We start from the raw sequence: 17,983 nt of genomic DNA on the forward strand, positions 1-17,983 counted from the left end.
TCCGTGGCTTCGATCGCCTTCGGGTGCTCGAACTGGTAGGAATCGAGGATGACCCGCTACGGCTCGCAGTTCGGCCCCGACCTCACCTTCCTCGGCGTCGACGCCGTCGACCTCGCCGACCCCGAGGCACTCACCGCGGCCGACGTCGTCGTCGTGGGCGCGCCCTTCGACGGGGGCACCAGCCACCGCCCCGGCGCCCGGTTCGGACCCCAGGCGATCCGGCAGGCCTGCTACCTGCCGCAGGACGGCTCGCGGCCGCACCTCGCCCTGCGGGTCGACGCCCTCCAGGACCTCCGGGTGGTCGACGCCGGTGACGTGGAGATGCCGCCGGGGGAGATCGAGCGGGCCCTGGGCGCCCTCGAGGATGCCGTGCACGCGGTGGCCGCCGCCGGCGCCGTGCCGCTGGTGCTGGGAGGGGACCACTCGATCGCGCTGCCGGACGCGACGGGGGTGGCGCGGCACCTCGGCTACGGCCGGGTCTCCATGATCCACTTCGACGCCCACGCCGACACCGGCGACATCGAGTTCGGCTCGCTGTACGGGCACGGCCAGCCGATGCGCAGGCTGATCGAGTCCGGTGCGCTGCGCGGTGACCGGTTCCTCCAGATGGGCCTGCGCGGCTACTGGCCCGGCCCCGAGACCCTGGCCTGGATGGCCGAGCAGGAGATGCGGTCCTACGAGATGACCGAGATCGGCGCCCGGGGCCTGGACGCCTGCCTCGACGAGGCGTTCACGATCGCCCTCGACGAGTGCGACGCGGTCTTCCTCAGCGTCGATATCGACGTGTGCGACCCCGGGCACGCGCCCGGGACCGGCACCCCGGAGCCCGGCGGGCTGAGCTCGCGGCAGTTGCTCGACGCGGTCCGCCGGATCTGCCGCGAGCTGCCGGTGGCCGGCATCGACGTGGTCGAGGTCTCCCCGCCCTACGACCATGCCGAGATCACCGCCTACCTCGCGAACCGGGTCTGCCTCGAGGCGCTCTCCGGGCTGGCCGCCCGGCGGGTCGGCATCGACCACGACCCGGCCGGTCCGCTGCTGGAGGGGCGGTGACCCGCACCGTCTTCCGCGGCGGCGGGCTGTTCGACGGCTTCACGCACCGTCCCGGTCACGGCCTGGCGGTGGCCGACGGCCGGATCACCCAGGTGCGGCCGGACGCGGACCTCGAGGTGTCCGGTGCCACCGTGGTCGACCTGGCCGGTGGCCTGGTCGTGCCCGGGTTCGTCGACGCCCACGTCCACCCGGTGCAGGGCGGGCTCGAGCGGATCCGGTGCGACCTCTCCGAGGCGCAGACCCGAGCCGACTACCTCCGAGCCGTCGGGGAGTACGCCGCCGCGCACCCCGAGCTGCCCTGGATCCTCGGGGGCGGCTGGGCGATGGCGGCCTTCCCCGGCGGCACCCCCACCGCCGCGGACCTCGACTCGGTGGTGCCGGACCGGCCGGTGTTCCTGCCGAACCGGGACCACCACGGGGCCTGGGTGAACACCGTCGCGCTGCGGGTCGCCGGCGTCGGGCCGGGCACCGCCGACCCGCCGCACGGCCGGATCGAGCGGGATGCCGACGGCGTGCCCTCGGGGACCCTGCACGAGGGTGCGATGGCGCTGGTCGCCGCCCATGTGCCGGCGACCGGCGACGAGGAGTACCACCGCGCCCTCCTGGCCGGTCAGGAGCACCTGCACTCGCTGGGCATCACCGGCTGGCAGGACGCGATCCTCGGTGCGTACGCCGGCATGGACGACGTGTCGCGGTTCTACCTGCGGGCGGCTCGGAGCGGCGACCTCACCGGTCACGTCGTCGGGGCGCTGTGGTGGGACCGGGACCGCGGCGAGGAGCAGGTCCCCGAGCTGGTGGAGCGTCGGGCGGCGTTCGACCACCCGCGGTTCCGCGCCACCTCGGTGAAGATCATGCAGGACGGGGTCGCCGAGAACGGGACGGCCGCGCTCTCGGCGCCGTACCTCGACCGCTGCGGGCACGCCGGCCGGAACCGGGGGCACTCCTTCGTCGAGGCGGCCGCGCTGCGCTCGGCCGTGCGCCGACTGGACGCCGAGGGCTTCCAGGTCCACGTCCACTGCATCGGGGACCGTGCGGTGCGCGAGACGCTGGACGCGTTCGACGGGCTGGACCGCCGCGCCGACCTCCGCCACCACATCGCGCACCTGCAGGTGGTGCGGCCCGACGACGTGGCACGCTTCGCCGCGCTCGGGGTCACCGCGAACATGCAGGCCCTGTGGGCCTGCCTCGACGACCAGATGACCGAGCTCACGCTGCCGTTCCTCGGTCCGGAGCGGTCCACCTGGCAGTACCCGTTCGGCGCGCTGGCCCGGGCCGGTGCGGCGCTGGCCTGCGGCAGCGACTGGCCGGTGAGCACCCCGGACCCGCTCGCGGCGCTGCACGTGGCCGTCAACCGCTGGGCGCACGGCGAGCCGGGGCGGGCCGGCTCGGAGCCGTTCCTGCCCGAGCAGGCGCTCAGCGCCGAGCAGGCGTTCGCCGCCTACACCTCCGGGTCGGCCCGGCTGAACCACCGGGACGACGCCGGCGTGCTACGTATCGGGGCGGTCGCCGACCTCGCGGTGCTCGACCGCGACCCGCTGGCCGGGCCGACCGCCGAGATCGGCGCCGCCACGGTGCGGTCCACCTGGGTCGACGGAATGCCGGTCTTCGAAGCCTGAGCGGCCTCCGTCTGCCGATCTCGACATTCGGAGTCCCGATCCACTACAGATTCCGTGGCGCGAGGGCTAGGCTCCTGCGGACAGGCACACGATCCGGGATGGGGACTTGGCATGGCTGACACGACCTTCCGCAACGTCATCGACGGCTCGCTGGTGGACAGCGCCTCGGGGGAGACCTACGACGTGCTCGACCCGACGACGGGCGAGGTCTACGCCACCGCCCCCATGTCCGGCCCCGAGGACGTGGACCGCGCCTACCGGGCCGCGGAGCGGGCCTTCGAGGGGTGGGGGGAGACCACGCCCGCGGAGCGTCAGCTCGCCCTGCTCCGGATCGCGGACGCGCTCGAGAAGCGGTCCCGCGAGTTCGTGGACGTCGAGTCGCGCGACACCGGCAAGCCGATCGGGTTCACGATCGAGGAGGAGCTGCCGCCGGCCATCGACCAGATCCGCTTCTTCGCCGGTGCGGCGCGGGTGCTCGAGGGCAAGGCCGGCGGCGAGTACCTCAAGGACCACACCTCCTACGTCCGCCGTGAGCCGATCGGGGTGGTCGGCCAGGTGACGCCGTGGAACTACCCGCTGATGATGATGGTCTGGAAGATCGCCCCGGCCCTGGCGGCGGGCAACTGCCTGGTGCTCAAGCCCAGCGACACCACCCCGGCCTCGACCACGCTGTTCGCGGAGATGGTGCAGGAGTTCCTGCCGCCGGGGGTCTTCAACGTGGTCACCGGGGACCGGGACACCGGCCGGGCCCTGGTGGAGCATCCGGTGCCGCAGCTGGTGGCGATCACCGGGTCGGTCCGGGCCGGCCGGGAGGTGGCCCGCTCCGGGGCCGACGGGCTCAAGCGGGTGCACCTGGAGCTCGGGGGCAAGGCGCCGGTCGTCGTCTTCGACGACGCCGACGTCGCCGCGGCCGCCGAGGGCATCGCCGCCGCCGGCTACTTCAACGCCGGCCAGGACTGCACCGCGGCCACCCGGGTGCTCGCCGGGCCCGGGGTGCACGACGACTTCGTGGCCGCCCTCACCGAGCAGGCCCGGGGCACGAGGACCGGGATGCCCGACGACGAGGACGTCCTCTACGGACCGCTCAACAACGCGACCCAGCTCGACCACGTCTCCGGGATGGTCGACCGGCTGCCCGACCACGCGACGGTCGCCGCCGGAGGCCGCCGCCAGGGGGAGTCGGGCTACTTCTACGAGCCGACGGTGCTCTCCGGCCTGCGCCAGGACGACGAGCAGATCCAGACCGAGATCTTCGGCCCGGTGATCACCGTGCAGCGGTTCAGCGACGAGGGCGAGGCGCTGCGCTGGGCCAACGGCGTCGAGTACGGCCTGGCGTCCAGCGTGTGGACCAAGGACCACGGCCGGGCGATGCGGATGGCCAAGCGGCTCGACTTCGGCGCCGTGTGGATCAACACCCACATCCCGATCGTGGCCGAGATGCCGCACGGCGGCTTCAAGCACTCCGGCTACGGCAAGGACCTGTCGATGTACGGCCTCGAGGACTACACCCGGGTCAAGCACGTCATGTCCTACATCGGCGAGTAGGGCGTGAGGATCCTCCTGGTCGGCGCCGGTGGCGTCGGCGGTGCGTTCGCGGCCATCGCGGCCCGTCGCGACTTCTTCGAGAGCATCGTCGTCGCCGACCACGACGCCGCCAGGGCCGATCGGGCGGCCGCGGCCGACGCCCGGTTCACCGCGACGCGGATCGACGCCTCCGACGCCCGTGCGGTGGCCGCGCTGTGCCGCGAGCACGCCATCACCCACGTGATGAACGCGGTCGACCCGGTCTTCGACATGTCCCTGTTCGCCGGCGCCTTCGAGGCCGGGGCCGACTACCTCGACATGGCGATGTCCCTGTCCCGGCCGCACCCGGAGACGCCGTACGAGCGGGTCGGCGTGAAGCTGGGGGACGAGCAGTTCGCCTGCGCCCCCGAGTGGGAGCGCAGCGGCCGGCTGGCGCTGGTCGGGATCGGCGTCGAGCCGGGGCTCTCCGACGTGTTCGCCCGCTACGCCGCCGACCACCTGTTCTCCCGGATCGAGGAGCTCGGCACCCGGGACGGCGCCAACCTGGTGGTCACCGACGCCGACGGTCGCGAGATCTTCGCGCCGTCGTTCTCGATGTGGACCACGATCGAGGAGTGCCTCAACCCGCCGGTGGTCTACGAGCGGGCCCGGTCCGACGTGGACGGCGGCTGGTTCACGACCGAGCCGTTCTCCGAGCCGGAGGTCTTCGACTTCCCCGAGGGGATCGGCCCGGTCGAGTGCGTCAACGTCGAGCACGAGGAGGTCCTGCTCATGCCGCGCTGGATCGACTGCGAGCGCGCCACGTTCAAGTACGGCCTCGGCGAGGAGATGATCACGATCCTCCGGGTGCTGCACACGCTCGGGCTCGACAGCACCGAGACGGTGCGGGTCAAGGGCGTCGAGGTGGCGCCGCGCGACGTGGTCGCCGCCTGCCTGCCCGACCCGGCCACGATCGGCCCGCGGATGACCGGCAGGACCTGCGCCGGCCTCTGGGTGACCGGGACCGGCAAGGACGGCGCCCCGCGGTCGTCGTACCTGTACCACGTGGTCGACAACGAGTGGTCGATGCGGGAGTACGGCCACCAGTGCGTGGTCTGGCAGACCGCGGTCAACCCGGTGATCGCGCTGGAGCTGCTGGCGCGCGGCACCTGGTCCGGCGCCGGCGTCCTCGGCCCCGAGGCCTTCGACGCCGTGCCGTTCCTGGACCTGCTCACCGAGTACGGCAGCCCGTGGGGGATCCGCGAGCTCACCCCGTGACCGCGGCCGCGAAGCCCGATCGGTCGGCGGCGTCGTGGCACCTCCTAGACTGGCGGCCATGACCTCGATCAGCCTCGGCATGCCCGAAGCCCCGCCGCCGGTGCTCGCCCCCCGCCGCCCGACCCGGCAGATCCAGGTCGGCAAGGTGGCCGTCGGCGGCGACGCGCCGATCTCGGTGCAGTCGATGACGACCACGCTGACCTCGGACGTCAACACCACGCTCCAGCAGATCGCCGAGCTGACCGCGTCGGGCTGCGACATCGTGCGGGTGGCCTGTCCCTCGCAGGACGACGCGGACGCGCTGCCGCAGATCGCCCAGCACTCGCAGATCCCGGTGATCGCCGACATCCACTTCCAGCCGAAGTACGTCTACGCCGCGATCGACGCCGGCTGTGCCGCGGTCCGGGTGAACCCCGGCAACATCCGCAAGTTCGACGACCAGGTCAAGGAGATCGCCCGGGCCGCGAAGGATCGGGGCACCAGCATCCGGATCGGCGTGAACGCCGGGTCCCTCGACAAGCGGCTGCTGGAGAAGTACGGCAAGGCGACGCCGGAGGCGCTGGTCGAGTCCGCGGTCTGGGAGGCCTCGCTCTTCGAGGAGCACGACTTCCACGACTTCAAGATCTCGGTCAAGCACAACGACCCGGTGGTCATGGTCAAGGCCTACGAGATGCTCTCCGAGCGCGGCGACTGGCCGCTGCACCTCGGCGTGACCGAGGCCGGTCCGGCCTTCCAGGGGACGATCAAGTCGGCCACCGCCTTCGGGGCGCTGCTCTCGCAGGGCATCGGCGACACGATCCGGGTCTCGCTGTCGGCGCCGCCGGTCGAGGAGGTCAAGGTCGGCCTGCAGATCCTGGAGTCGCTCAACCTCCGGCCGCGCCGGCTCGAGATCGTGTCCTGCCCGTCCTGCGGTCGGGCCCAGGTCGACGTCTACAAGCTGGCCGACGAGGTCACCGCCGGGTTGGACGGCCTCGAGGTCCCGCTGCGGGTCGCCGTCATGGGCTGCGTCGTGAACGGGCCGGGGGAGGCCCGCGAGGCCGACCTCGGCGTCGCCTCCGGCAACGGCAAGGGACAGATCTTCGTCAAGGGGGAGGTCATCAAGACCGTCCCGGAGGCCAAGATCGTCGAGACCCTCATCGAGGAGGCCCTGCGGATCGCGGAGGGCATGGAGCCGGTCGAGGGGTCCGAGGCCACGGTCAGCATCTCCTGAGGAGTCATCGGGGCCGCGGGAAGGGCTAGAGTCCCAGCGTGCTCACCACCCGGACCGGCATCCGCACCCTGACGCCGGCCGACCTGCCCGAGTTCCTCGACCTGGTCGCCGAGGACCCGGTCGTCAACGTGTTCGTCGACTACCGCGCCCGGACCACGAACCTGGACCGCCGCTGGCTCGGCGGCGAGATCTGGGGCCGGTTCGTCGGCGGGCGGATGATCGCGGCCTGCCACGCCGGAGCCAACCTGGTGCCCGTGCAGGCCGGCACCGACGACGTCGCCGCCTTCGCCGAGCGGGCGCTCACCGCACGCCGCACGGTCTCGACCATCGTCGGCCCCTCCGAGCCGGTGGACGCCCTGTGGAGCCTGGTCGCCGGGGAGTGGGGGCATCCGCGCGAGGTGCGCCGCCGCCAGCCGCACCTGGAGCTGGCCGGCCCACCGGCCGTCGCGCCGGACCCCCTGGTCCGACGCACCGAGCGCTCCGACCTGGAGGCGGTCTACCCGGCCTGCGTCGCGATGTACACCGAGGAGGTGGGTGTCTCCCCCGAGCAGGGTGGCGGCGCCGACCTGTACCGCACCCGGATCAGCCAGCTGATCGCCCGGGGCTGGCAGTTCGCGCGGTTCGAGGAGGGACGAGTGGTGTTCAAGGCCGAGGTGGCCTGCTCCTCGCCGTACGCCGCCCAGATCCAGGGGGTCTACGTCGCCCCGGACCGGCGCGGGGAGGGCCTGGCCAGCCGCGGGATGGCCGCGGTGGCCGAGATCGTCCGCGCCGAGATCGCCCCGGTGGTCTCGCTCTACGTCAACGAGTACAACCACCCGGCGCGCCGCGCCTACGACCGCGCCGGCTTCGTCGAGACCGCCCGGTTCTCCACCGTCATGTTCTGACGCGCCCGCCGGCGGGCCGCAAACCCCCGCCGCGGTGGGGGATCGGCCCCAGTAGCCTTGCGCGCATGACCTCCCCCGACGGGCCCGACGGGTCCGACCTGGCCGCCCGCCCCACTGCCGGTGCCGCGCGGGTGCTGCGCATGTCCCAGCTCTTCGTCCGCACCCTCCGCGACGACCCCGCCGACGCCGAGGTGCCCAGCCACCGGCTGCTGGTCCGGGCCGGCTACGTCCGTCGCGCGGCACCGGGCATCTACACCTGGCTGCCGCTGGGGCTGCGGGTGCTGCGCAACGTCGAGGCGATCATCCGCGAGGAGATGGACGCGATCGGCGCCCAAGAGCTGTCGTTCCCGGCGCTGCTGCCCCGCGAGCCGTACGAGGCGAGCAACCGCTGGACGACGTACGGCAACGGCATCTTCCGCCTGCACGACCGCAAGGGCGGCGACTACCTGCTCGGGCCCACCCACGAGGAGATGTTCACCCTCGCGGTGAAGGACATGTACTCCTCCTACAAGGACCTGCCGGTCTGGCTCTACCAGATCCAGACCAAGTACCGCGACGAGGCGCGGCCCCGGGCCGGCGTCCTGCGCGGGCGCGAGTTCATCATGAAGGACTCCTACTCCTTCGACACCACCGACGAGGGGCTCGACGCCTCCTACGCCGCCCACCGCGCGGCGTACGTCAGGACGTTCGACCGGCTGGGCTTCGACTACGCGATCGTCAAGGCCACCAGCGGCGCGATGGGCGGGTCGCGCTCGGAGGAGTTCCTGGCGAAGGCCGACGTCGGGGAGGACACCTACGTCCGCTGCACGCACTGCGACTACGCCGCCAACGTGGAGGCGGTCGCGGTGCGCGCGCCGGCCGCGTCCGGGTACGACGACGCGCCGGCCGCGCACGCGGAGGAGACACCGGAGACGCCGACGATCGCGACCCTGGTCGACCACCTCAACGAGAAGTTCCCGCGCGAGGACCGGCCCTGGGCGGCCGGGGACACGCTGAAGAACGTGCTGGTCGTCCTCAAGCACCCCGACGGCACCCGGGAGCCGTTGGCGATCGGCCTGCCGGGCGACCGGGACGTGGACCAGAAGCGCCTCGAGGGCCAGCTCGAGCCGATCGAGGTCGAGGCGATGGACGACGTCGAGCTCCGCAAGCACCCGGCGCTCGTGAAGGGCTACATCGGCCCGGAGGTGCTGGGCGAGGAGTCCGCGTCGGGGATCCGCTACGTCGTCGACCCGCGCGTCGTCGACGGCACCCGCTGGGTGACCGGCGCGAACCTGCCCGGCAGCCACGTGCTCGACCTGGTCGCCGGCCGGGACTTCACCGCCGACGGGACCATCGAGGCCGCGGACGTGCGCGACGGCGACGCCTGCCCGAACTGCGAGGAGGGCACGCTGGAGTCTGCCCGCGGGATCGAGATGGGCCACATCTTCCAGCTCGGCCGCTGGTTCGCCGAGGCGCTCGACCTCAAGGTGCTCGACGAGTCCGGCAAGCTGGTCACGGTCACGATGGGGTCCTACGGGATCGGCGTCACCCGGGCTGTGGCCGCCATCGCCGAGGGCAACCACGACGAGCACGGCCTGTGCTGGCCGCGCGCGATCGCCCCGGCCGCCGTCCACGTGGTCGCCGCCGGCAAGGACCCGGCCGTGTTCGCGGCCGCCGAGCGGCTCGCCACGGAGCTGGCCGGTGCCGGACTCGACGTCATCTACGACGACCGGGCCGGCAAGGTCAGCCCCGGGGTGAAGTTCAAGGATGCCGAGCTGATCGGCGTACCCACCCTGGTCACCGTCGGCCGCGGGCTGGCGGACGGCGTGATCGAGGTCAAGGACCGGCATACCGGTGAGCGCGAGGAGGTCGCGGTCGACGACGCGGCCGCCCACCTGGTCGGCGTGGTCCGCGGCTGAGCTGGTCGAAGGGCCGCAATTGCGGCCGTTTGACATGTTCTCGGCCCGAAAATGTGTCAGACGGCCGCAATTGCGGCTGTTGGACCACCCCGAGGAGGAGCGATGAGCATCGACGCGGTGATCTTCGACTGGGGCGGCACCCTGACCCGCTGGCACGACATCGACTTCCACGCCGAGTCGCTCGCGCTGGCCCAGGCGGTGGCCAGCACGCCGACCGCCGAGGACGACCACCACGCGCGCGCCGGGCGGCTGCACGCCGCCGGTGAGGTGATCTGGGGACGCAGCCGCGACCACCAGCGCAGCGCCACGATCGGCGACCTCTTCGACGAGGCCGGGCTCGACCACGACCCGGACCTGCTCGACGCCTACTACGACTTCTGGGAGCCGCACACGGCCACGGACCCCGACGTCGGTCCGCTGTTCTCGGCACTGCGCGCGGACGGGATCCGGGTCGGGGTGCTCAGCAACACGATCTGGCCGCGTGCCTGGCACGAGCGGTTCTTCCGGCGTGACGGTGTGCTCGACCTCATCGACGGCGACGTCTACACCAGCGAGATCCCCTGGACCAAGCCCAGTGAGCGCGCGTTCCGGGCGGCGATGGAGGCGGTCGGGGTCGACGACCCGGGCCGGTGCGTCTACGTGGGGGACCGGCTCTACGACGACGTGTACGGCGCGCAGCGGGCCGGCCTGCGCGCGGTCTACGTGCCGCACAGCACGATCCCGGCCAACCAGGTCGGGCACACCGAGGGCACCCCCGACGCGGTCGTGCAGCGGCTGGCCGACGTCCTCGACGTCGTCCGCGCCTGGGCCTGAGCCCCAACCTGAGCCCCAGCAGACTTTTGCAGATTCCTGCAACGCAGAAACCTGCACCGGGTTCCGTGCCGGGTTCTGCAGATCCATGCCGCAGGATGGGAAGCGGTGGTCCTCTCGGGGAGGACCCCGGCCGACGCGCCGCCCGACCCGCGGCGCGTGGCGCGGACCCGAGCTGACACGGGTTCGCGTCAGCGGTCCGCCAGTTCCTCCGCGCCTGGGAAGGTCTCGGGGCTTCCTCGGAACCGGAGCTGGCGGGCCGCCGCGTCGCCCAGCGCCGTGACCGCCCACCGCCGTTGTCCGGCCGCCGTCCGGCCGACCTGGTCGGCGTACGTCGTGGCGCACCGGCGCTCCACCTCGCGCGCGGCGGCGCTGATCCGGGCGGCGGTGTCCACACGGCTCGGCAGCACGTAGGCCACCTCGGAGGCGACCGGCTCCGCGCCCGCGTCCCGCAGGAGCCGGATCAGCTGGTCCCGCCGGCCGCGGTGCACCCGGTAGGCGGCCTCGACCGCGTCCGCCAGCGCGGGGTCGCTGGAGCGCGAGACCTGCCCGCCCAGGACACCGTGGACGTAGACCGCGGCGTGCTCGGCGGCGAGACTGGTCTGCATCGCCTCGACCGCGCTCACGGGTCCGCCCTCCCGGGGTCGGAGGGCAGCACGCTCAGCTGCTGCCCGACGGCCGCCGACATGCTCGCCAGGGCCCGGGCGAAGGTGCCGCTCTCGACGGTGTCGGCGAGATCCCCGAGCCGGCGCTGCAGGCGCCGCTCCTCGGTGCGGACCAGGGCCAGCGCCTGCCGGCTGCCGCGCGGCACCCGCGGGGCGGTCGCGGCCTTCGGCGTCGGCACCGCCTCCTGCAGGAGCCGCGAGTGCGCCAGGTGCAGCGCGGTGAGCTCGGCCAGCGGTGTGGACAGCCCGCGGTGGGTGGTGGCCACCTCGCTGACGAGCAGCGCGGTGTCGCCGGTCGCGGCGAGTGCCTCGGCGGCGTACGTCGCGTCGTCGGACCCCTCGCCGGCGGCCTGCGGGTCCGGTGTCGCGGTGCTCGTCGGGGCCGCGTCGGAGGCGTCCTCCTCGGGCCCCCAGCGGCAGCCGGCGGCGGTCAGCGCGAGGACCGTCCACGCCGGGACGGCCAGCGTCGTCCGACGGCTGAGCGGGTGGGGGGCGCGGGGCACGACGGAACTCTAACTCCCCCCGTCGGGCCCGCCGTGGCAGCGGCTAGGGTGGTCGGTGACAACAGCAGAAGGAGGTCGGAACCCTTGACCAGCGCCAAGCAGGACGTCATCAGGGATCGCATCGAAGCCGAGCTCGTCGACCCCCTCGCCACGCTCGGACTCGACGTGGAGGCTGTGGAGATCACCCCGGCCGGCAAGCGCCGCGTCCTGCGCGTCGCCGTCGACAAGGACGGTGGCGTGACCCTGGACGACGTCGCCGACGCCACCCGCGCGGTCTCCGGCGTCCTCGACGACTCCGACGTGATGGGCGAGCATCCCTACACCCTCGAGGTCACCTCGCGCGGCGCCGACCGGCCGCTCACGCTGCCGCGGCACTGGCGGCGCAACGTCGACCGGCTGGTGAAGGTGACCCTGGCCGACGGTGACGAGCTGACCGGACGGATCACCGCGACCGGGGAGGACGCCGCCACGGTCACCGTGGACGACGTCGACCGGCAGGTCGCGTACGCCGACGTGGCCCGCGCCCGGGTCCAGGTCGAGCTCAACCGCAAGGGAGGGACCCCCTGATGGACATCGACCTCAGCATCCTGCGCATGCTCGAGCAGGAGAAGGAGATCAAGTTCGACGTCCTGGTGGAGGCCATCGAGCAGGCCCTCCTCACGGCGTACCACAAGTCGGCCGGCGCCCAGCCGCGTGCCCGGGTCGTGCTGGACCGCAAGAGCGGCCACGTGACCGTGCTGGCGGCGGAGGTCGACGAGGAGGGCAACGTCCTCGCCGAGTACGACGACACGCCGGAGGGCTTCGGCCGGATCGCGGCGACGACCGCCAAGCAGATCATGCTCCAGCGGCTCCGCGACGCCGAGGACGAGATCCGGTTCGGCGAGTTCTCCGGCAAGGAGGGCGACATCATCTCCGGCGTCATCCAGCAGGGCCGCAACCCCGACGACGTGATGGTCGACCTCGGCAAGCTCGAGGCGCTGCTGCCCTCGGGCGAGCGGGTGCCGGGGGAGAAGTACGAGCACGGCGAGCGCATCAAGTGCCTGGTGATCTCGGTCCGCAAGGGCATGCGCGGCCCCCAGATCACCCTCTCCCGCACCCACCCGAGCCTGGTGCGCAAGCTGTTCGCGCTCGAGGTGCCCGAGATCGCGGACGGGACGGTCGAGATCATCGCCGTCGCCCGCGAGGCCGGGCACCGGACGAAGATCGCGGTGCGGTCGCGGGTCGCGGGGGTCAACGCCAAGGGCTCCTGCATCGGCCCCATGGGCCAGCGGGTGCGCAACGTGATGTCGGAGCTGCACGGCGAGAAGATCGACATCGTGGACTGGTCGGAGGATCCGGCCGAGCTGGTCGCCCACGCGCTCTCACCGGCCCGGGTCAGCTCGGTGGAGGTGATCTCGCTGGCCGAGCGCTCGGCCCGGGTCGTGGTGCCCGACTACCAGCTGTCGCTCGCGATCGGCAAGGAGGGGCAGAACGCCCGCCTGGCGGCCCGGCTGACGGGCTGGCGCATCGACATCCGCTCCGACGAGGCCCCGTCGGATGTGCCGACTGGGCGGTGACCCGGTAGAGTCGTCGCCAGTGGCTCGTGAACACACTCCTTCTGCGTGCCCTGACACCCCTGCGCCTGCAGGGCCGGTCAGGACCTGCATCGGATGCCGGGAGCGGGCCACGAAGCGCGAGTTGCTGCGGGTGGTCGCAGGCTCGGATGCGCACGGCCCGGCCGTCGTACCCGATCCCAGCGGCACCGCACCCGGCCGCGGGGCGCACCTGCACCCCACGACCGCGTGCTACGACCTGGCGGTGAAGCGACGTGCCTTCGGGCGGGCCCTGCGGCTCGCCCAGGGGTTGCCGAGCACACCGGTGGGGAACTACCTCGACTCGCACCACAGACCGTGATCGTCCGACAGGAACTGGAGCAGCAGCTCATGAGCACTCGATGAGTACCTCCCGATGAGCATGCACTACCCACTAGCGGTCCGAATCACCTCGATCTAGCAGGCCGGGGCCCGGGCCAGAAGGAGTTACGTACCTACCGTGGCCAAGCCCCGAGTCCATGAACTCGCCAAGGAATTCGGCGTCGAGAGCAAGTTCGTTCTCGAGAAGCTGAAGGAGATGGGGGAGTTCGTCAAGTCCGCGTCATCGACCGTGGAGCCCCCGGTCGCCATGCGCTTCAAGAAGGAGTACGGCGAGTCGCTCAAGACCGCCGCCTCCGCAGCGCCGACCGAGAAGCCCGCCCCCAAGGCACCGGCCAAGAAGGCCTCCGCCAAGCCGGCCGCGCCGGCCCCCGAGGCCGACGCCCCGGCCGCCGAGACCGCCGAGGCGACCCCCGCGTCGGCTCCGGCCGAGACCCCGGAGGCCCCCGCGGCCGCCGAGGCCCCGGCCGCTCCTGCCGCATCCCCCTCCAGGGCGGGCACGCCCGGTCCCCGACCGGGTCCCAAGCCCGGCCCGAAGGCCCCGGCCGACAAGGACGCCGAGGACCGGCCGGCACCTGCCGCCGAGCCGGAGGCCCCGGCCGCCCGCGAGGACCGGCCCGAGCCGCCCAAGCCCGGCGGCCCCACGCCCAAGGCTCCCGCCCCGCGGCCCGTGGGTCGCCCCGGTGGCACCCCGCGTCCGGGCAACAACCCGTTCTCGTCCAGCCAGGGCATGGGCCGTCGTCCGGCCCCGGCCGACCGTGGCCCCGCCCCCGGTGCGCCGGGGGCACCCGGTGCTCCGGGTGCCGGCGACCAGCGGCCGCCGCGCCCGGCCGCCGCGCGTGAGGGTGGCGGCGGACGCTCCGGCTCCGGCATGCCGCGTCCCAACCCGGCGATGATGCCGAAGTCCCCGGCTGCCTTCGGCTCCGGTCCCGGCGGCCGTCCCGGTCCCGGCGGCCCCGGTGGTCGTGGCGGCCCGGGTGGTCGTGGCGGTCCGGGTGGTCCCGGCGGTCGTGGCGGCCCCGGCGGCGCGCCCGGTCGTGGCGGACCCGGTGCTCCCGGTGGATTCGCCGGCCGTCCCGGCGGCGGTGGTCGTCCCGGTGGCGGTCGTCCCGGCCAGCGCGGTCAGACCCAGGGCGCCTTCGGGCGTCCCGGCGGGCCCTCGCGCCGCGGCCGTAAGTCGAAGCGGGCACGTCGGCAGGAGTTCGAGGCCATGCAGGCGCCCACCATCGGTGGTGTGCGCGTCCGCAAGGGCGACGGCGAGACCGTCAAGCTGCCGCGTGGCGCCTCGCTGACCGACTTCGCCGAGAAGATCGGCGTCGACGCCGCAGCGCTGGTGCAGATGCTGTTCTCGCTCGGCGAGATGGTGACCGCCACCGAGTCGGTCAACGACGAGACGTTCGAGCTGCTCGGTGAGGAGCTCAACTACATCGTCCAGGTCGTCTCGCCCGAGGACGAGGACCGCGAGCTGCTCGAGTCGTTCGACCTGGAGTTCGGCTCCGACGAGGGCGACGAGGAGGACCTCGCGATCCGGCCCCCGGTCGTCACGGTCATGGGTCACGTCGACCACGGAAAGACCAAGCTGCTCGACGCACTCCGCAGCGCCAACGTGGTCGACCGGGAGGCCGGCGGCATCACCCAGCACATCGGCGCCTACCAGGTGGCCACGGACGTGGACGGCGACGAGCGCCGGATCACCTTCATCGACACCCCGGGTCACGAGGCGTTCACCGCCATGCGAGCCCGTGGTGCCCAGGCCACCGACATCGCGATCCTCGTGGTCGCGGCCGACGACGGCGTCATGCCGCAGACGGTCGAGGCGCTGAACCACGCCAAGGCGGCCAACGTGCCGATCGTGGTGGCGGTCAACAAGATCGACAAGCCGGACGCGGACCCGACCAAGGTCCGTGGCCAGCTGACCGACTACGGCCTGATCCCCGAGGAGTACGGCGGCGACTCGATGTTCGTCGACGTCTCGGCGAAGTCCGAGCTCAACCTGGACAAGCTGCTCGAGGCCGTCGTGCTGACCGCCGACGCCTCGCTGGACCTGCGGGCCAACCCCGAGCAGGACGCCCAGGGCCTCGTGGTGGAGGCGCACCTCGACCGCGGTCGCGGTCCGGTCGCCACCGTCCTGGTCCAGCGCGGCACGCTCCGCGTGGGCGACTCGATCGTCGCCGGTGCCGGCTACGGGCGGGTCCGGGCGATGCTCGACGAGCACGGCGAGAACATCACCGAGGCGGACCCGTCGCGGCCGGCCATGGTGCTCGGACTCACCGCGGTGCCCGGCGCCGGCCAGACGTTCATCGTCGTCGACGACGACCGGATGGCTCGCCAGATCGCCGAGAAGCGCGAGTCGCGTGAGCGGGCAGCGATGCAGGCCAAGCGGCGCGTGCGTCGTACGCTCGAGGACTTCATGGCCTCCATGGAGAAGGGCGAGAGCCAGGAGCTCAACCTGATCCTCAAGGGCGACGTGTCCGGCTCGGTCGAGGCCCTCGAGGACTCGCTGGCCCAGGTGGACGTCGGCGAGGAGGTCTCGCTGCGGGTCATCGACCGTGGTGTGGGTGCGATCACCGAGACCAACGTCGACCTCGCCGCCGCCTCCGACGCCATCATCATCGGCTTCAACGTCCGGCCCCAGGGCAAGGCGAGCCAGATGGCGGACAAGGAGGGTGTCGAGATCCGCTACTACTCGGTCATCTACCAGGCGATCGAGGAGATCGAGGCGGCCCTCAAGGGCATGCTCAAGCCGGAGTACGAGGAGGCCAGCCTCGGGCAGGCGGAGATCCGCGAGATCTTCCGCTCGTCCAAGATCGGCAACATCGCCGGCTGCATGGTCACCGCCGGGGTCGTCCGCCGCAACGCCAAGGCCCGCGTCCTGCGCGACGGTGCCGTGGTCGCGGACAACCTCGACCTGGCCTCGCTCAAGCGGGAGAAGGACGACGCCAGCGAGGTCCGCGAGGGCTTCGAGTGCGGTCTGGTGCTGCGCAACTTCCAGGACATCAAGATCGGCGATGTCGTGGAGTCGTTCGAGATGCGCGAGATCCCGCGCGCCTGATCACCGCGACCCGTCGTTCCCGTCCACGCCGAGCGGGACGGGAACGACGGGTCGGGCCTCGATCCGTGAGCACAGGCGACGGGTCGACGAGGAGGAGGAAGCATGACCAATCCGCGGGTGCGCAAGGTCGCGGACCGGATCCAGGTGATCGTCGCCGAGATGCTCGAGCGCCGGATCAAGGACCCCCGCCTGGGGTTCGTCACGATCACCGACGTCCGGGTCTCGGGGGACACCCAGCAGGCGACCGTGTTCTACACGGTGTTCGGGGAGCAGGCCGAGATGGCCGGCACCGCCGCCGCGCTGGAGTCGGCGAAGGGGCTGATCCGCTCCGAGGTCGGCAAGCAGCTCGGCATGCGGCACGTGCCGACGCTGGAGTTCGTGCACGACGCCCTGCCCGAGAACGCCCGGCACCTCGACGAGGTGCTGGCCCGGGCCCGGGAGTCCGACGCGGCGGTGGCCGCCAACCGTGAGCGGGCGACGTACGCCGGCGAGCCCGACCCCTACCGCAAGCCACGGGAGCCGGAGCCCGCCCCCGAGTCGGGCGCTGAGCCCGCCTCCGAGTCCGCTCCCGGGTCGGGCCCCGCGGACGGCGGGGAGTGACCTCTCCGGCCGGGGCCGAGTCGGGCCTGGTCGTCGTCGACAAGCCCGCGGGCCTGACCTCCCACGACGTGGTGGCCCGGGTCCGCCGACTGGCCGGCACCCGCAAGGTCGGGCACGCCGGGACCCTCGACCCCATGGCGACCGGGGTCCTGGTGCTCGGCGTGAACCGCGCCACCCGGCTGTTGGGCCACCTGATGCTGACCGAGAAGGCGTACGACGCCACGATCCGGCTCGGCGTCGCGACCACGACCGACGACGCCGAGGGCGAGGTGACGAGCACGGCGGACGCGCAGGACCTGACCACCGACGAGGTGCACCGGGCCCTGGCCGGCTTCGTCGGCGAGATCGAGCAGGTGCCGACGGCGGTCTCAGCGATCAAGGTGGACGGCAAGCGCGCCTACCAGCGGGTCCGGGACGGCGAGCAGGTGGCCCTGGCGGCGCGGCCGGTCACCGTCCACGAGCTCGACCCGGGACCGGTCCGGCCGGCGGGCGACCCGGCGGGCCGGACCGTCGACGTCGACGTGACCGTGCGCTGCTCCAGCGGCACCTACATCCGGGCGATCGCGCGCGACCTCGGCGCCGCCCTCGGGGTCGGCGGGCACCTGGTCGCCCTGCGACGGAGCGCCGTCGGCCCCTACGACCTGGGCGTCGCCCGCACCCTCGAGGAGCTGTCCGCCGGGTTCACGATGCTCCCCATCGCCCGGGCGGCCCGCCTCGGCTTCCCCGGGCTGGACCTCTCGGAGACGCAGGCGGCCGACGTCCGGTACGGCCGGAAACTCGAGCTGGACCTCGCCGCCACGACCGCGGTCTTCGCCCCTGACGGGGAGTTCCTGGCGCTCTACGAGGCCACGGACGCTCCCGGCCTGGCCCGGCCGCTCGCCGTCTTCACCGGCTGAGCCCGGGCCCGCCCCGCGATGAGTCCGGGGTCCGGCCCCGGTCTGCCCAGGTGCGGGTCAGGGTCGTCGGGGGGATAATCCTGATGCGCGCCACCGCAGCGAGGCGAG

At 72.9% G+C, this 17,983-nt stretch carries 16 protein-coding genes; 14 read left to right on the forward strand and 2 right to left on the reverse strand.

The window, feature by feature from the left end:
- Window positions 1–48 precede the first annotated feature (48 nt).
- The 8 genes from speB to IE331_RS05525 all read left to right on the forward strand — a co-directional run bounded on the left by speB (window position 49) and on the right by IE331_RS05525 (window position 10,252).
- Window positions 49–1,050 (forward strand): agmatinase, encoded by a 1,002-nt coding sequence (gene speB, locus IE331_RS05490; protein WP_192141212.1) that lies wholly within the window; start codon window positions 49–51, stop codon window positions 1,048–1,050.
- Window positions 1,047–2,666, forward strand: coding sequence for an amidohydrolase (locus IE331_RS05495; RefSeq protein ID WP_192141214.1), 1,620 nt, complete (start codon window positions 1,047–1,049; stop codon window positions 2,664–2,666). The genes speB and IE331_RS05495 overlap by 4 nt, the downstream gene beginning before the upstream one ends.
- Window positions 2,667–2,777: 111 nt before the next feature.
- Complete coding sequence (locus tag IE331_RS05500; protein WP_192141216.1) at window positions 2,778–4,211, forward strand: gamma-aminobutyraldehyde dehydrogenase; 1,434 nt, start codon at window positions 2,778–2,780, stop codon at window positions 4,209–4,211.
- Window positions 4,212–4,214: 3 nt separating this feature from the next.
- Window positions 4,215–5,447 carry a saccharopine dehydrogenase family protein gene (locus tag IE331_RS05505; RefSeq protein WP_192141218.1) on the forward strand — a complete coding sequence of 411 codons (1,233 nt, stop codon included), beginning with the start codon at window positions 4,215–4,217 and terminating at the stop codon, window positions 5,445–5,447.
- A gap of 58 nt (window positions 5,448–5,505) precedes the next feature.
- A complete protein-coding gene (ispG, locus tag IE331_RS05510; protein WP_201931135.1) occupies window positions 5,506–6,657 on the forward strand; it encodes a flavodoxin-dependent (E)-4-hydroxy-3-methylbut-2-enyl-diphosphate synthase in 1,152 nt (383 codons plus the stop codon).
- A gap of 38 nt (window positions 6,658–6,695) precedes the next feature.
- Window positions 6,696–7,541: a GNAT family N-acetyltransferase gene (locus tag IE331_RS05515; RefSeq protein WP_192141220.1), complete on the forward strand. Its 846-nt coding sequence runs from the start codon at window positions 6,696–6,698 to the stop codon at window positions 7,539–7,541.
- A 140-nt stretch (window positions 7,542–7,681) separates the two neighbouring features.
- Window positions 7,682–9,439 (forward strand): proline--tRNA ligase, encoded by a 1,758-nt coding sequence (locus IE331_RS05520; protein ID WP_192141764.1) that lies wholly within the window; start codon window positions 7,682–7,684, stop codon window positions 9,437–9,439.
- A 102-nt stretch (window positions 9,440–9,541) separates the two neighbouring features.
- On the forward strand, window positions 9,542–10,252 hold the full coding sequence (locus IE331_RS05525; protein ID WP_192141222.1) for an HAD family hydrolase: 711 nt from the start codon (window positions 9,542–9,544) through the stop codon (window positions 10,250–10,252).
- A 188-nt stretch (window positions 10,253–10,440) separates the two neighbouring features.
- Here the strand turns inward: IE331_RS05525 and IE331_RS05530 are convergent, their stop codons facing one another.
- Entirely contained in the window at window positions 10,441–10,875 is a 435-nt protein-coding gene (locus tag IE331_RS05530) for a ferritin-like domain-containing protein (protein WP_192141225.1), read from the reverse strand.
- The gene (locus tag IE331_RS05535; protein WP_192141227.1) at window positions 10,872–11,417 is read right to left on the reverse strand and encodes a hypothetical protein; all 546 of its coding nucleotides are present in this window, start codon (window positions 11,415–11,417) and stop codon (window positions 10,872–10,874) included. Before IE331_RS05535 ends, IE331_RS05530 begins: the two co-directional genes overlap by 4 nt.
- A gap of 84 nt (window positions 11,418–11,501) precedes the next feature.
- Between IE331_RS05535 and rimP the strand changes: the two genes are divergently transcribed.
- The 6 genes from rimP (at window position 11,502) to truB (ending at window position 17,875) form a co-directional block, all read left to right on the forward strand.
- Complete coding sequence (rimP, locus tag IE331_RS05540; RefSeq protein WP_201931138.1) at window positions 11,502–11,984, forward strand: ribosome maturation factor RimP; 483 nt, start codon at window positions 11,502–11,504, stop codon at window positions 11,982–11,984.
- Window positions 11,984–12,973, forward strand: a complete 990-nt coding sequence (gene nusA, locus IE331_RS05545) for a transcription termination factor NusA (RefSeq protein WP_192141229.1) — start codon at window positions 11,984–11,986, stop codon at window positions 12,971–12,973. The genes rimP and nusA overlap by 1 nt, the downstream gene beginning before the upstream one ends.
- On the forward strand, window positions 12,954–13,310 hold the full coding sequence (locus tag IE331_RS05550; RefSeq protein WP_192141231.1) for a YlxR family protein: 357 nt from the start codon (window positions 12,954–12,956) through the stop codon (window positions 13,308–13,310). Before nusA ends, IE331_RS05550 begins: the two co-directional genes overlap by 20 nt.
- Before the next feature lie 138 nt (window positions 13,311–13,448).
- Window positions 13,449–16,379: a translation initiation factor IF-2 gene (gene infB / locus IE331_RS05555; RefSeq protein ID WP_192141233.1), complete on the forward strand. Its 2,931-nt coding sequence runs from the start codon at window positions 13,449–13,451 to the stop codon at window positions 16,377–16,379.
- 102 nt (window positions 16,380–16,481) lie between these two features.
- Complete coding sequence (gene rbfA, locus IE331_RS05560) at window positions 16,482–16,979, forward strand: 30S ribosome-binding factor RbfA (RefSeq protein WP_192141235.1); 498 nt, start codon at window positions 16,482–16,484, stop codon at window positions 16,977–16,979.
- Window positions 16,976–17,875: a tRNA pseudouridine(55) synthase TruB gene (truB, locus tag IE331_RS05565; RefSeq protein WP_192141237.1), complete on the forward strand. Its 900-nt coding sequence runs from the start codon at window positions 16,976–16,978 to the stop codon at window positions 17,873–17,875. Before rbfA ends, truB begins: the two co-directional genes overlap by 4 nt.
- Window positions 17,876–17,983: the final 108 nt, after the last annotated feature.

It is taken from the genome of Nocardioides donggukensis (genome assembly GCF_014842875.1).
Classification (GTDB): Bacteria; Actinomycetota; Actinomycetes; order Propionibacteriales; family Nocardioidaceae; genus Nocardioides; species Nocardioides donggukensis.